Here is a 14,820-nt window from a genome sequence, read left to right as displayed (position 1 = left end):
CGCTTAGCGCCCGGAAAAGCGCGGCTTTTCCTTGGCGAAGAAGGCGCGCAGGCCTTCCTTGTAGTCGTCGGTGGCGAGGAAGGCGAAGGAGTCGGCTTTTTCGGTGGCGCTGAGCGGGGTGTCGTGGAGCAGACGGCGCACCCACTGCTTGTGCCAGCGCGCCACCAAGGGGGCGCCGGCGGCGATGCGGGCGACGGTGGCGTCCACTTCGGCACGCCATTGCGCATCCTCCACCACCCGGGTGAGCAGGCCCTTGGCGTAGGCCTCGTCGGCGCCGAGCACCCGGCCTTCGAGCAGGATCTCCAGCACCACCGCCGGGCCGGCCAGTTGCACCAGGCCGGCCATTTCGCCGGGGTACATGGAAAAACCGAGGCGGTTGATCGGGGCGCCGAAGCGCGACGAGGCGCTGGCGATGCGCAGGTCGCAGGCGGCGGCGATCTCCAGCCCGCCACCGATGCACGGGCCGTTGATGGCGGCCACGGTGGGCAGCGGGCAATTGGCGATGGCGTTGAGCGCCGGGGCGACCCGCTCGTCGTGATAGTGCAGGGCCTGGTCCAGGGTGGCGCGCAGGGTGAGGAATTCTTCCAGGTCGCCGCCGGCGGCGAAGGCCGGGGTGGCGCCGTCGGCCTCGCCGGTGATGACCACCACCCGCAGTTCGCTGCCGGCGGCGTCGGCCTCGGCGGCAACGGCCTCCAGGGCGGCCTTCAGCTCGCCCCACATGGCGTAATCGACGGCGTTGAGCTTGCCCGGGTTGGACAGAGCTACGGTAGCGACCGCCCCGTGGTGGCGGGTGAGAATGCTGCCGCCCATGGTCAGGCGGCCCGGGTGTCGGCGGGCAGATTCTTGGTGACGGCTTCGCGCCCGGCCAGCAGATGGTCGCGCATCAGGCTCTCGGCCCGGGCGGGGTCGCCCTTGAGCACGGCGGCGAGGATGGCGCGGTGCTCTTCCAGGGATTGCTGCAGGCGGCCCTCGGCGGAGAGGGAATGGAGCCGGGTGAGCTTGAGCACCTTGCGCAGGTCCTGGATCACCTGGAGCAGCCAGCGGTTGCCGGTGATGGCCTGGAGGGTGCGGTGGAATTCCTGGTTGGCTTCGAAGAAGCGCGGGATGTCGCCATCCCGGGCGGCCTGTTCGAGATCGTCGTGGAGGGCTTGCAGGCGGGCCCGGTCGGCGTCGGTGGCGCGCTCGGTGGCCTCGAAGGCGCTGCGCCCTTCGAGCAAGGCCATCAGCGGGAAGATGTCGCTGATGTCCTTGGGCGACAGCTCGGTGACGTAGCAGCCGCGGCGTGGCTTGAGGTTCACCAGCCCTTCGGAGGCGAGCACCTTGAGGGCCTCGCGTAGCGGGGTGCGGGAAATGCCGTACTGTTCGGCGATGGCCTGTTCGTCGATCCACGCCCCGGGCTTCAACTCGTGGGCGAAAATGCGCTGGCGAAGCCGCTCTGCCACCTCTTCATAGAGGGCGGGCTGGGCGATGCGATGGCCGGTCATGTTCCGTTTCTTCTCCCTGGGCGTGGGCGGGTGGCGCTCACTGCCGCCGGTGGTTGCATTCATAATTATGGATAACGTATTATCGAAGGTTTCCAATGTCAAGCTGCGCCGTTTTGTGCGAGGAGCATAATCAGCCCCTTCGCCCGATACGCGCCCGCTTGGGACATGGTGTCCGGCCGAGAGCCGGAGCCGGTCCCGCGGAGCGAGCCAGCTGGACCAGAACGACGAGTCGCCCTGATGCCGGGGCCGAACACGAGGTGATGCCATGACCGAACCGACCCAACTCAATTCCGACCAGCTGGATCAGTGGGAGAAAGCTGCTGCCAAGCAGGCCCCCAATGGCGATGTGGCCAACCTGAATTGGGTGACCCCGGAGGGGCTGACGGTCAAGCCCCTGTATACGGCCAAGGACGTTGCGGGGCTGGAGTATACCGATACCCTGCCGGGCTTCGCGCCCTACCTGCGCGGCCCCCAGCCGACCATGTACGCGGTCAAGCCGTGGACCATCCGCCAGTATGCCGGGTTCTCCACCGCCGAGGAATCCAACGCCTTCTACCGCAAGGCGCTGGCGGCCGGCGGCCAGGGCGTTTCCGTGGCCTTCGACCTGGCCACCCACCGCGGCTACGACTCGGACAATCCCCGGGTGCTGGGCGACGTGGGCAAGGCCGGCGTGGCGATCGATTCGGTCGAGGACATGAAGATCCTCTTCGACGGCATCCCCCTCGACAAGATTTCCGTGTCGATGACCATGAACGGCGCCGTGCTGCCGATCCTGGCCGGCTACATCGTGGCGGCGGAAGAGCAGGGCGTGCCGCAGGAGAAGCTGTCGGGCACCATCCAGAACGACATTCTCAAAGAATTCATGGTGCGGAACACCTACATCTATCCGCCCAAGCCGTCGATGAAGATCATCTCCGACATCTTCGGCTACACCGCCCAGCACATGCCCAAGTTCAACTCGATCTCGATCTCGGGTTATCACATCCAGGAAGCGGGGGCGAACCAAGCGATCGAGCTGGCGTTCACCCTGGCCGACGGCATGGAATACGTGCGTACCGGCATCGCCTCGGGCCTCGACGTGGACGCCTTCGCCGGCCGCCTGTCGTTCTTCTGGGCAGTGGGCATGAACTTCTACCTGGAAATCGCCAAGATGCGCGCCGCCCGACTGCTGTGGCACCGCATCATGAGCCAGTTCAACCCGAAGAACCCCAAGTCGCTGATGCTGCGCACCCACAGCCAGACTTCCGGCTGGTCGCTGACCGAGCAGGACCCGTACAACAACGTGGTGCGCACCACCATCGAGGCCATGGCGGCCGTGTTCGGCGGCACCCAGTCGCTGCACACCAACGCCCTCGACGAAGCCATCGCCCTGCCCACCGAGTTCTCGGCGCGCATCGCCCGCAACACCCAGCTGATCATCCAGGAAGAGACCCACATCTGTAACGTGGTAGACCCCTGGGCCGGTTCCTACATGATGGAAAAGCTGACCCAGGACATGGCCGACAAGGCCTGGAGCATCATCCAGGAGATCGAGGCCATGGGCGGCATGACCAAGGCCGTGGAATCCGGCTGGGCCAAGATGCAGGTGGAGACCTGCGCCGCCGACAAGCAGGCGCGCATCGACTCGGGCAAGGACGTCATCGTCGGGGTCAACAAGTACAAGCTGGCCAAGGAAGACGAGATCGAGATCCTCGATATCGACAACCACGCCGTGCGCGAGGCCCAGATCGCCCGCCTCAAGAAGATCCGCGAGACCCGCGACGGTGCTGCCGTCCAGGCCGCCCTGGCGGCCCTGACCCAGTCCGCCGAGAGCGGCGAGGGCAACCTGCTCGACCTGGCCGTCAAGGCGATCCGCCTGCGCGCCACCGTGGGTGAAGTGTCCGACGCCCTGGAAAAGGTGTTCGGCCGCTTCCGCGCCAACAACCAGACCATTTCCGGTGTTTACGGAGGCGTCGTGGAAGGACAGGACAACTGGGAAGGCCTCAAGGCCGAGATTGCCAAGTTCGCCGAGGAAGAAGGCCGTCGGCCCCGCATCATGATCGCCAAGCTCGGCCAGGATGGCCACGACCGGGGCGCCAAGGTGGTGGCCACCGCCTTCGCCGACCTGGGCTTCGATATCGACATGGGCCCCCTCTTCCAGACCCCGGAAGAAGCTGCCCGCCAGGCCGTGGAAAACGACGTGCACGCCATCGGCGTGTCGTCCCTGGCCGCCGGCCACAAGACCCTGCTGCCGACCCTGGTGAATTCGCTCAAGGCCCAGGGCGCCGACGACATCATCGTCTTCGCCGGTGGCGTGATTCCGGCCCAGGACTATGACTTCCTGTACCAGGCCGGCGCCAAGGCCATCTTCGGCCCGGGCACCCGGATCGAGGATTCGGCCCGCCGCGTGCTCGAAGAAATCCGCAAGGCTCGCGGCTAACGCCCGATGACCGGGATGTCCTCATCCGCCGCCACCGAGGGCGCTCACGCGGCGTCCGGTCAGGCCGGCCTCGCCCCTGTCGACCAGGCTCTGGTGGACGGGGTGCTGGGCCGGCAGCGGCGCGCCCTGGCCAAGGCCATCACCCTGATCGAGTCGACCCGGCGCGACCACCAGCAGCGTGCCCAGCAGGTACTCGGCGCACTCATGCCGCATACCGGTCGGGCCACCCGCATCGGTATCTCCGGGGTGCCCGGCGCCGGCAAGTCCACCTTCATCGAGGCCCTCGGCACCTGGCTGATCGAGCGGGGTCACCGCCTGGCGGTGTTGGCGGTCGATCCGTCCTCGTCGGTGTCCGGTGGCTCCATCCTTGGCGACAAGACCCGCATGGAGACCCTCTGCCAGCGCGAGGAGGCCTTCATCCGCCCCAGCCCATCCGCCGGCAGTCTGGGCGGCGTCGCCGAGAAGACCCGGGAGGCCATGCTGCTGTGCGAGGCTGCCGGCTTCGACGTGATCATCGTCGAGACGGTGGGCGTCGGCCAGTCGGAGACGGCCGTGGCCGGCATGGTGGACATGTTCTGCCTGCTGCAACTGCCTAACGCCGGCGACGACCTGCAGGCGATCAAGAAGGGCATCGTCGAGATCGCCGACATGGTGGTGATCAACAAGGCCGACATCGACCCCCGGGCGGCCCAAGTGGTGCAGGCCCAATGGAAGAATGCCCTGCACTTCCTGCGCCACGCCAGCCCCCATTGGGCGCCGCCGGTGCTGACCCTGTCGGCCCTGCACAAGGAAGGCATCGCCGACTTCTGGGCCCAGGTCGAGGGCTACCGGGAGGCGCTCACCCCCACCGGTGAGTTCGAGGCCAAGCGCCGTCACCAGGCCCAGGCCTGGATGTGGAACCTGATCGATTCCGGCCTGCGCCAGTATTTCCGCCACCATCCGGCGGTGCAGGCCGACCTGCCCGGGCTGATCGCCCAGGTGGAAGCCGGACGTACCACCCCCACCGCGGCGGCCTACCGCCTGCTGGGGCATCTGCAAACCGTATCGGCCGACTGCGCCGATCCGAATCAAGCCGCAGCCGGGCTGGCGTCAGCCGATGCCAGCCCGCTGTAAGCCATGACCTCATGGCGCACTGTTAGACAGTAGATCGCGTTTCTTCCGAGGGAGATTTTTATGCACGACATCATCCGCCAGCTGGACGAAAAACGTTCCGCGGCCCGTCTGGGCGGTGGCCAGAAGCGTATCGACAGCCAGCACAACAAAGGCAAGCTGACGGCCCGCGAACGCCTCGAACTGCTGCTCGACCCGGGTTCCTTCGAAGAATGGGACATGTTCAAGGAACACCGCTGCACCGACTTCGGCATGGCGGACACCAAGAACCCGGGCGATGGCGTCGTTACCGGCTACGGCACCATCAATGGCCGTCTGGTGTTCGTGTTCTCCCAGGACTTCACCGTATTCGGCGGCTCCCTCTCCGAAACCCACGCCGAGAAGATCTGCAAGATCATGGACCACGCCATGAAGGTCGGCGCGCCGGTGATCGGCCTGAACGACTCGGGCGGTGCCCGTATTCAGGAAGGCGTGGCCTCCCTGGGCGGCTACGCCGACGTGTTCCAGCGCAACGTCATGGCCTCCGGCGTGATTCCCCAGATCTCCATGATCATGGGCCCCTGTGCCGGCGGCGCGGTGTACTCCCCGGCCATGACCGACTTCATCTTCATGGTGAAGGATTCCTCCTACATGTTCGTGACCGGTCCCGAAGTGGTGAAGACCGTGACCCACGAGGAAGTGACCGCCGAGGAGCTGGGCGGCGCCGTCACCCATACCAGCAAGTCCGGCGTGGCCGACCTGGCCTTCGACAACGACGTGGAAGCGCTCAACTACCTGCGTCGCCTGGTGAACTTCCTGCCCGCCAACAACCGGGAAAAGCCCCCGGTGCAGAAGACCAACGATCCGGTCGAGCGCCTCGATTTCTCCCTCGACACCCTGGTGCCGGAGAACGCCAACAAGCCCTACGACATGAAGGAGCTGATCATCAAGGTGGTCGATGACTGCGACTTCTTCGAGATCCAGCCCGATTACGCCAAGAACATCATCACCGGCTTCGCCCGCTTCGACGGCCACCCGGTCGGCATCGTCGCCAACCAGCCCCTGGTGCTGGCCGGCTGCCTGGACATCAAGTCCTCCATCAAGGCCGCCCGCTTCGTGCGCTTCTGCGATGCCTTCAACATCCCGGTGGTGACCCTGGTGGACGTCCCGGGCTTCATGCCTGGCACCACCCAGGAATACGGCGGCATCATCAAGCACGGCGCCAAGCTGCTCTACGCCTACGCCGAGTGCACCGTGCCGAAGGTCACCCTGATCACCCGCAAGGCCTACGGCGGCGCTTACGACGTGATGAGCTCCAAGCACCTGCGCGGCGACGTGAACTTCGCCTGGCCGTCCGCTGAAATCGCCGTGATGGGTCCCAAGGGCGCCGTGGAAATCATCTTCCGCGAAGAGAAGAACGATCCGGCCAAGCTGGCCGAGCGCGAGGCCGAATACAAGGCCAAGTTCGCCAACCCCTTCGTGGCCGGCGCCCGTGGCTTCATTGACGACGTCATCATGCCCAACGAAACGCGCAAGCGCATCTGCCGCTCCCTGGCGATGCTGCGTGACAAGAAACTCGAAAACCCGTGGCGCAAGCACGGGAACATTCCGCTCTGATCGCCGGGGAGAACCAGAAACATGTTCAAGAAAATCCTGATCGCCAACCGCGGCGAAATTGCCTGCCGCGTCATCAAGACCGCCCGCAAGATGGGCATCAAGACCGTCGCCGTGTACTCCGAGGCCGACAAGGACGCCCTGTTCGTGGAGATGGCCGACGAAGCCGTCTGCATCGGCCCGGCTGCCTCCAAGGAATCCTACCTGGTCGCCGACAAGATCATCGCCGCCTGCAAGCAGACCGGCGCTGAAGCGGTGCACCCCGGCTACGGCTTCCTCTCCGAGAACGCTGACTTCTCCCGTCGCCTGGAGGAAGAGGGCGTCAAGTTCATCGGTCCGAAGCACTACTCCATCGCCAAGATGGGGGACAAGATCGAGTCCAAGAAGCTGGCCATCGAAGCCAAGGTCAACACCATCCCGGGCTACAACGACGCCATTGCCGGTCCCGACGAAGCCGTCGAGATCGCCAAGAAGATCGGCTACCCGGTGATGATCAAGGCCTCCGCCGGCGGCGGCGGCAAGGGCCTGCGCGTGGCCTACAACGACGCCGAAGCCCATGAAGGCTTCTCCTCCTGCGTCAATGAAGCCCGCAATTCCTTCGGTGACGACCGCGTCTTCATCGAGAAGTACGTGCTGGAACCCCGCCACATCGAAATCCAGGTGCTGGGCGACTCCCACGGCAACTACGTGTACCTGAACGAGCGCGACTGCTCCATCCAGCGCCGTCACCAGAAGGTCATCGAAGAAGCCCCGAGCCCCTTCGTCGATCCCGAGATGCGCAAGGCCATGGGCGAACAGGCTGTGGCCCTGGCCCGGGCCGTGAATTACGAATCCGCCGGTACGGTGGAGTTCGTGGTTTCCGGTGCCACCAAGGAGTTCTACTTCCTGGAGATGAACACCCGTCTGCAGGTGGAGCACCCCGTCACCGAACTGATCACCGGCCTCGACCTGGTGGAGCAGATGATTCGCGTCGCCTACGGCGAGAAGCTGCCCCTGACCCAGGCCGACGTGAAGATCAACGGCTGGTCCATGGAGTGCCGCATCAACGCCGAAGACCCGTTCCGCGGCTTCCTGCCCTCCACCGGTCGCCTGGTGAAGTTCCAACCGCCGGAAGAGGTTGCCGGCCAGGTGCGCGTCGATACCGGCGTCTACGACGGCGGCGAGATCTCGATGTTCTACGACTCGATGATCGCCAAGCTGATCGTGCACGGCGCCAACCGCGAGCAGGCCATCGCCCGCATGCGCGACGCCCTGAACAGCTTTGTCATCCGCGGCATCTCCTCGAACATCCCGTTCCAGGCCGCGCTGATGCAGCACCCGCGCTTCCAGTCCGGCATCTTCGATACCGGCTTCATCGCCAAGGAGTACCCGAAGGGCTTCGACGCTTCGATGGTGCCCCATGACGATCCGGCCCTGCTGATCTCGGTGGCCGCCTTCGTGCACCGCCGCTACATCGACCGCGCCGCCAAGGTGTCCGGCCAGTTGCCGGGCCACGAGCGTCGCGTTGGCGACGAGTGGGTGGTGATCCGTAACGGCGAACGCTTCCCGGTGGTGGCCAAGCCCATCGCCGGCGGCTACGTGGTCCAGTACAACGGCGAGAAGTACGAGATTCTCTCCAACTGGCGCCTCGGTCAGTCCCTGTTCAACGGCACCTGCAACGGCGAGGAATTCACCCTGCAGGTGGAACGTCACCGCATGACCTACCAGCTGTTCCACTGGGGTACCCGTGCCGACATGATGGTGATGTCCGCCCGCGCCGCCGAACTGCTGGCGCTGATGCCGGCCAAGGCCGCGCCCGACCTCTCCAAGTTCCTGCTCTCTCCGATGCCCGGCCTGCTGCGCGAGGTTTCCGTGGCCGTGGGTCAGGAAGTGAAGGCGGGCGAGAAGCTGGCGGTGATCGAAGCCATGAAGATGGAAAACATCCTCAAGGCCGAGCAGGACTGCAAGGTGAAGAAGATCTCCGCTTCCGCCGGCGCCAGCCTGTCGGTGGACGAGATCATCATCGAGTTCGAGTGATCTGCTGGATCGGCGCCCGTTGCAATAGGGTGCCGCGGCAATGAAAAAGGGACCCTCCGGGGTCCCTTTTTCATTGCCCGCTGGTTAGCTGGTTATTGCGGACCTAGCTGCGCTCGCCGACAAAGGCGGCCAGGGCGGCGGCAAGGGGCGGCAGGGGTGTGGGCCAGCAGTCGTCGGCAACCTCATCGAGTTGCCCCGACATGCCGTCCAGGGCCGATTCGAGGCGGGCGCGCACCGTAGCCGACTCCAGGTCCGGAGCACCAAAGTCCACCGCGCGGGAAAGCAGGCGGGCGATTTCCGCCAGGGCGCTCAGGCCGTGGTTGGCCGTATCCTCGGCCAGCTCTGCGGCCCCCAGGGCGAGGGCGTGCCGGTCTGGAGGGTAGCGGTGCAGGGCTTCCCGCAGCTCGGCCAGGCGCTCGGCCGCCTCGGCCGCGAATTCGGCGGCAATGGCCAGGGAACCGAACGGTCGGTCGCGTCGTTCCGGATCGGGGCTGGGTGCCACCCGCCGGGCTGGGGTCCGGGTAATCGCCTCCAGACGCCGCGCCAGGTGGGCGACCCGGTCGGCAAAGCCGGGCCGGGCCGGGGCATCGTCTTCGGCGAAGGCTTCCAGGGTGGCGGACAGGGTGGCGCGTACCTCCGCGGCCGGTTCGAGGACGCCGTCCTGGCGATCTAGGGCATCGGCCAGGGCCACTGCCAGGGCCAGGGTATCGGGTTGTTCGCTCGCCAGCCGGGTCGCGGCGGCGCACAGGGCCACTCCGCCTTGGCGCAAGCCGTTCCAGTCGGGCTGGATGCCACCATTCCAGGCCTGCTGCAATGTGCTGCCGGCCGCGTTCCAGGCCGCCAGGCTGAGCGGATCCAGGGTACGCCCGAGCAGACCGGCCAGGGCGGCCAGCTGGGGGGGCAAGGGGGGCGCGGCGGTGGTGTCGGTGGAGGCCTGGGCGGCGCGCAGAACGGTCAGTTCCCGTTCCAGCTCCGGGTCCAGGTCGTTGCCCCGCAGGCTGCGGCGCATTTGTCGCTCGAGCCGGGTGCTCCACAGCCGTTGCGCTTCGTCGGGGGGCTGCTTTGCGCTGGCCAGTTCGTCGTAGAACGCGGCGCTCTCGGCCCAGAAGCCAGCTTCCGGGCGGGGGCGCTGACGGGCGAAGCCGCGCACGGCATCGGCGAGGGCAGGTGCAGCGGTGCTGCCGCCCTGGCGCAGGAAGCCGAGCAGGGCGGTTTGGAACGCATGCAGGGGGGAGGGCGTGGTCACGGACGAAGGACGGGGCGCGGCGCACACGCGGCGGCGCCCGGAAAATCTGCGGAAAGGCGAAATTTATAATAACTGGCCGGGGAAAGCTGTAGATACAATGGATTCACCTTGCATTACGAGCGCTTCCCTTGCCTGCGTCGCCGCCCCTCCGCCGCTTCTTGTTGTCCATTACCCTGCTGCTTGCTGCCGTGGTGATGCTGGCGGCCGGACAGGTCAGGGCGGCGGTTCCCGTGCTGTCCCTGGCGCCGGATGCCCAGGGTCAATCCCTGACGCCGTTCCTCGAAGTGCTTGAGGATCCGTCCGCCGCCCTGACCATCGCGCAGGTCCAGGAAGCGGCCCAGGCCGGGCGTTTTCGCCCAGTAGCAGGCCAGGGCCAGGACATCAATTTCGGCTATTCCGCCAGTGCCTACTGGCTGCGGGCCACAGTGCGCGCCGGGGAAGGCATGGCCGGCGAGTGGTTGCTGGAGGTGGGCTATGCCTCCCTCGATCACGTCACCCTGTTCGTTCCAGGCCGCCAGGGCGTCGCTAGCTGGAGCAGCGGCGACCTGATGCCGTTCGCCGCCCGCTACTACCCCCACCGGAATTTCGTCTTCCCCCTGGCGCTGACGGCGGGGGAGCCGCAGATCCTCTATGTGCGCATCCAGTCGGCGGGCTCCCTGACGGCGCCGTTGACCCTGTGGGCGCCCCGGGCCTTCCAGGTGCATAACCAGGAACTCTATGCCGCCTTGTCGCTTTACTACGGCATGCTGCTGGCCCTGGGGTTGTACAACCTGCTGCTCTACTTTTCCCTGCGTGAGCGCATCTACCTGGTCTATGTCGCCTTCGTTGCCGCCATGGCGGTGGGGCAGTTGTCCCTGAACGGTCTGGGCAACCAGTTCCTGTGGCCCGACCTGCCGGCTTGGGGCAACATCGCACTGCCGAGCGGGTTCGCTGCCACCGGCCTGTTCGGGGCCTTGTTCACCCGGCTGTTCCTGAGGACCCGAGGACGCTATCCGCGTATCGACCGCGTGCTGTTGGTCCTGGCCTGGAGTTTTGCCGCGGCGGCCCTGGCCCCCTTGTTTCTTCCCTATCGGCCGGCCGCAGTGTTTACCTCCCTGGTCGGGGTGGCCTTCTCGGCGGTAGCCGTGGCGGTGGCGGTCTACTGCCTGCGCAGCGGCAACGCAGGAGCCCGCTGGTTCCTGCTGGCCTGGACTCTATTGCTGGTGGGGGTCGGCGCCCTGGGCTTGCGCAACCTGGGCTGGTTGCCGACCAACCTGTTTACCTCCAATGCCATGCAGATCGGGTCGGCCCTGGAGATGCTGTTGTTCTCCTTCGCCCTGGCCGACCGTATCCAGCTGGCGCGCCAGGAACGCGTACAGGCTCAGGCCGAGGCGTTGCAGGCCAAGCACGACATGGTCGAGGCCCTGGAAAAGTCGGAGCGGGAACTGGAGCGCCGGGTGGTGGAACGGACCCAGGATCTGGCCGATGCCAACGCCCGCCTTCAGGAAAATGAGCGCTTACTGCAACGCATGGCGCACCAGGATCCGCTCACCGGGGTGGCCAACCGCCTGCTCCTCGATGCCCGCCTGGGCCAGGCGGTGAGCCAGGCCCGGCGCAACGGCAAGCAATTCGCCGTGCTGCTGATCGATCTGGATCGCTTCAAGCCGGTCAACGACCAGTACGGCCATGCGGTCGGCGATGCCCTGCTCTCCGCCGTGGCGACGCGGCTCACTGCCCTGGTGCGGGGCAGCGACACCGTGGCCCGCCTGGGGGGAGATGAATTCATCCTGCTGCTGGAAGATGTGCATTACCGGGAGGACGTGGAGCGCCTGGCCTCCGGGGTGGTGGCCAGCCTGTCGGCGCCCTTCGAGGTGGAGGGGCTGCGTCTCTTGGTCGGCGCCAGCGTCGGTATCGCCATCTACCCGGAACACGGCGAGGATGCCCAGACCCTCATCCAGCGTGCCGACCAGGCCATGTACGCGGCCAAGAACGGCGGGCGCAGCGGTTATCGCGTCGCCGAGGGGTGATCCTTGCACCGCGGGGCTGCGGGCTGTGCCGCCCCGCAGTGTTTGTCCCTTAGGCCGCCAGTTTGGCGAAGGCGGCAACCACTTCCTGCGGCGCCTGCACCAGTTCGATCAGCACGCCTTCGCCGCCGATCGGGGCTTCCTCGTTGCCCTTGGGGTGCAGAAAGCAGATGTCGAAGCCGGCCGCGCCCTTGCGGATGCCGCCCGGGGCGAAGCGCACGCCGTTGGCGGTGAGCCACTCCACGGCCTTGGGCAGGTCGTCGATCCACAGGCCCACGTGGTTGAGCGGAGTGGCGTGCACCGCCGGCTTCTTTTCCGGGTTCAGGGGCTGCATCAGGTCCACTTCCACCTTGAAGGGGCCCTTGCCCATGGCGCAGATGTCCTCGTCCACGTTCTCGCGCTCGGACACGAAATTGCCGGTGACTTCCAGGCCGAGCATGTCCACCCACAGGGTCTTCAGCTTGTCCTTGGACGGGCCGCCGATGGCGATCTGCTGGATACCGAGCACCTTGAACGGACGCTGGCTCATGGGGTTTCTCCTTGGATGCGTTAAAAATTCATAATTATACGCAGGGCGGCGCCCCGTCGCAGGGGGCGGTGCCGCTCAGTCCCGGGCAGCGCGGCGTACCTTGGCCACCGCGGCGATGGTGCCGTCGCGCAGCAGGGCTTCCACGTTCTCTTCGATGCTGTCCGGCTGGTAGAGGTAATTGACCATCATCCCGTAGGACTGGCCATAGCCCTTGGCCGAGGTGTCGGCGAGCAGGTTGAGGCGCTCGATGCGGGCGCCATTGCCCAGATGGAAGCGGGCCACCGGGTCCCGCGGCTTGCCCTTGTGGGTGGCGGTGACCAGGTAGCGGGCGGCCAGCCGCTCCAGACCGCCGCGCAGGGCACCGGCCAGGCGTGGGTCGGCTTCCGGTCCGCTCCAGGCCGGGGTGGCGAGCAGGCTGCGGATGGCGTGCAGGGTGGGGGCGATGCCGGCCAGTTTGGCGATGCGTTGCCGGTCGGCCTCGGGAAAGGCCCGGGCCCATTCCCCCGGGGCCCCATCGTTTTCCAGGTCGGCCTGGGCTTCGGCCCAGGCGCGCAGGCCGGGCAGGGGCGACAAGGTGGCAAAGGTGTCGAGGCGCGGGTAGTCGCGCTTCAGGTCGTCGATCACCCGCTTCAGCAGGAAGTTGCCGAAGGACACGCCGCGCAGGCCGGTCTGGGTGTTGGAGATCGAATAGAAGATGGCGGTGTCGGCGCGCTTCGGGTCGAACACCGGGGCGTGCACGTCGAGCAGGTCCTGGACGTTGCCGGCCAGGTGGTCGCACAGGGCCACCTCGACGAAGATCAGCGGCTCGTCGGGCATGCGCGGGTGGAAGAAGGCGTAGCAGCGCCGGTCGGAATCGACCCGGTTCTTCAGGTCGGCCCAGGACTGGATCTCGTGCACCGCCTCGTAGGCGATCAGCTTTTCCAGCAGGGCGGCGGGGGAATGCCAGGTGAGCCGCTGCAGTTCCAGAAAGCCCACGTCGAACCAGGCTGACAGGCGCGCTTCCAGTTCCCGGTCGAGCACCGCCAGTTCGGGGGCGTGGGGCAGGAAGCGCAGCAGGTCGGCACGCAGGTCCACCAGGAACTTGACGCCCTGGGGCAGGGCCAGAAACTGGGTCATGATGCGGATGCGCGCCGAGCGCATGGCCGCGCGCAACGCCGCTTCGGCGTCGCCTTCGGCGGGCGTGCCGATCGATGCCTGCCAGGCCGTATGGGCGCTGGCCACCTTGACCGGGTCCGGGCCGAATTCCCGGGCGATCAGCTGCAACACCGCGCGGCGGCCGGCGGGCGCAAGTTGCAGGTAGGTCTCACCCAGGCGGGCCGCCCGGTTGCGCGCCGAGACTTCGCCGCCCAGACTGGCTGCGCATTCCTGCAGTTGGGCCCGGATCCGCTCTAGGTCCTTGGCCGGCAGGCCGTCGCCGGGGATGGAACGAACGGTGGTGGCGTGGGCGGTACTGGTCATGGTCCCCTCCTTGTCAGGCCGATTCTGCCCCAGGAGGGGGGCGTGTCAAGTCGGAGAAGGGCTCAGGACGCCGCGTTCCGGGCCGTTCCCGGCATCCGGCGCAGCAGCAGCCAGAGCCCGGCGGCGATCATCGGCAGGGACAGCCACTGGCCCATGCTGACGGTGGTGGACAGGCCGAAGATGCCGTCGTCCGGGGTGCGGAAGAATTCGCCGACGAAGCGGGCCAGGCCGTAGCCGACGAGGAACAGGCCGGACACCCGGCCGGCGGGGCGCGGCGTGGCCGAATACAGCCACAGCACGGCGAACAGGACCAGCCCTTCCAGGCCGGCCTCGTAGAGTTGGGAGGGGTGGCGGGGAAGGCCGTCCACTTGGGGGAAGACCATCGCCCAGGGCAGGGACGGGTCCGCCGGACGGCCCCACAGTTCGCCGTTGATGAAGTTGCCGATGCGTCCGAAGAACAGGCCCAGGGGCACCAGGGGCGCGACGAAATCGGCCACCTGGAACCAGCTGCGCCCGGTCTTGCGGGCGAACAGGGTGAAGGCGGCGAGCACGCCGAGGAAGCCGCCGTGGAAGCTCATGCCCCCCTTCCACACCGCCACGATCTCCAGGGGGTGGCTGAAGTAATAGCCTGGCTCGTAGAACAGCACCTGGCCGAGGCGGCCCCCCAGCACCACGCCGATGGCGCCCCAGAAGAGCAGGTCGTCCAGCTCCTCGACGCTCCACGGCTTGGCCTGGCCGGTGCTGGCCTGGGCGCGGCGCCGGCCGAGGAACCAGAACTGGAGGAAGGCGAGCAGGTACATCAGGCCGTACCAGCGTACGGCGAGGGGGCCGATGGCCAGGGCGACGGGATCGAACTGGGGATGGACGAGCATGGGCGAGGCGTTCTTTCGCGGATAGAATGGCAAGATTATAGGCGTTACGCCGCATCGCCCTCGCCGGTCAGCCGTCAGGCGGACCACCCC

11 protein-coding genes are annotated in these 14,820 nt (G+C 66.9%); 5 read left to right on the top strand and 6 right to left on the bottom strand.

Features of this window, described 5'->3' with window-relative positions; translation table 11 throughout:
• Window positions 1-3 precede the first annotated feature (3 nt).
• Together OTERR_RS15060 and OTERR_RS15055 are read right to left on the bottom strand one after the other, a co-directional pair.
• Window positions 4-810 carry an enoyl-CoA hydratase/isomerase family protein gene (locus tag OTERR_RS15060; RefSeq protein ID WP_149426264.1) on the bottom strand — a complete coding sequence of 269 codons (807 nt, stop codon included), beginning with the start codon at window positions 808-810 and terminating at the stop codon, window positions 4-6.
• Window positions 811-812: 2 nt separating this feature from the next.
• Entirely contained in the window at window positions 813-1,484 is a 672-nt protein-coding gene (locus OTERR_RS15055; RefSeq protein WP_054621531.1) for a GntR family transcriptional regulator, read from the bottom strand.
• Window positions 1,485-1,749: 265 nt separating this feature from the next.
• Between OTERR_RS15055 and scpA the strand changes: the two genes are divergently transcribed.
• Genes scpA through accC form a run of 4 tightly spaced genes read left to right on the top strand, consistent with a single transcriptional unit; the run spans window position 1,750 to window position 8,622 of the window.
• On the top strand, window positions 1,750-3,903 hold the full coding sequence (gene scpA, locus OTERR_RS15050; protein WP_054621530.1) for a methylmalonyl-CoA mutase: 2,154 nt from the start codon (window positions 1,750-1,752) through the stop codon (window positions 3,901-3,903).
• 15 nt (window positions 3,904-3,918) lie between these two features.
• Window positions 3,919-5,016 carry a methylmalonyl Co-A mutase-associated GTPase MeaB gene (gene meaB / locus OTERR_RS15045; RefSeq protein WP_149426263.1) on the top strand — a complete coding sequence of 366 codons (1,098 nt, stop codon included), beginning with the start codon at window positions 3,919-3,921 and terminating at the stop codon, window positions 5,014-5,016.
• Window positions 5,017-5,076: 60 nt separating this feature from the next.
• Window positions 5,077-6,609, top strand: coding sequence for an acyl-CoA carboxylase subunit beta (locus OTERR_RS15040; protein ID WP_054621529.1), 1,533 nt, complete (start codon window positions 5,077-5,079; stop codon window positions 6,607-6,609).
• A gap of 21 nt (window positions 6,610-6,630) precedes the next feature.
• Window positions 6,631-8,622: an acetyl-CoA carboxylase biotin carboxylase subunit gene (accC, locus tag OTERR_RS15035; protein ID WP_054621528.1), complete on the top strand. Its 1,992-nt coding sequence runs from the start codon at window positions 6,631-6,633 to the stop codon at window positions 8,620-8,622.
• 103 nt (window positions 8,623-8,725) lie between these two features.
• On the opposite strand, the gene OTERR_RS15030 is transcribed toward accC, so the two are convergent.
• Window positions 8,726-9,868 carry a FimL-related protein gene (locus OTERR_RS15030; RefSeq protein ID WP_149426262.1) on the bottom strand — a complete coding sequence of 381 codons (1,143 nt, stop codon included), beginning with the start codon at window positions 9,866-9,868 and terminating at the stop codon, window positions 8,726-8,728.
• Between the two features lie 161 nt (window positions 9,869-10,029).
• Between OTERR_RS15030 and OTERR_RS15025 the strand changes: the two genes are divergently transcribed.
• Window positions 10,030-11,874, top strand: a complete 1,845-nt coding sequence (locus OTERR_RS15025) for a 7TM diverse intracellular signaling domain-containing protein (RefSeq protein WP_281290337.1) — start codon at window positions 10,030-10,032, stop codon at window positions 11,872-11,874.
• A 49-nt stretch (window positions 11,875-11,923) separates the two neighbouring features.
• On the opposite strand, the gene OTERR_RS15020 is transcribed toward OTERR_RS15025, so the two are convergent.
• The 3 genes from OTERR_RS15020 to lgt form a co-directional block, all read right to left on the bottom strand.
• Window positions 11,924-12,400 (bottom strand): VOC family protein, encoded by a 477-nt coding sequence (locus OTERR_RS15020; protein WP_149426261.1) that lies wholly within the window; start codon window positions 12,398-12,400, stop codon window positions 11,924-11,926.
• Window positions 12,401-12,475: 75 nt separating this feature from the next.
• Window positions 12,476-13,858, bottom strand: a complete 1,383-nt coding sequence (locus OTERR_RS15015; protein ID WP_149426260.1) for a malonyl-CoA decarboxylase — start codon at window positions 13,856-13,858, stop codon at window positions 12,476-12,478.
• Window positions 13,859-13,920: 62 nt separating this feature from the next.
• A complete protein-coding gene (gene lgt, locus OTERR_RS15010) occupies window positions 13,921-14,730 on the bottom strand; it encodes a prolipoprotein diacylglyceryl transferase (RefSeq protein WP_149426259.1) in 810 nt (269 codons plus the stop codon).
• Window positions 14,731-14,820: the final 90 nt, after the last annotated feature.

Origin of the sequence: Oryzomicrobium terrae (assembly GCF_008274805.1) — a bacterium.
Classification (GTDB): Bacteria; Pseudomonadota; Gammaproteobacteria; order Burkholderiales; family Rhodocyclaceae; genus Oryzomicrobium; species Oryzomicrobium terrae.
The sequence above is the reverse complement of the archived record's forward strand: the minus strand, read 5'-3'. Positions and strand labels throughout refer to the sequence as shown.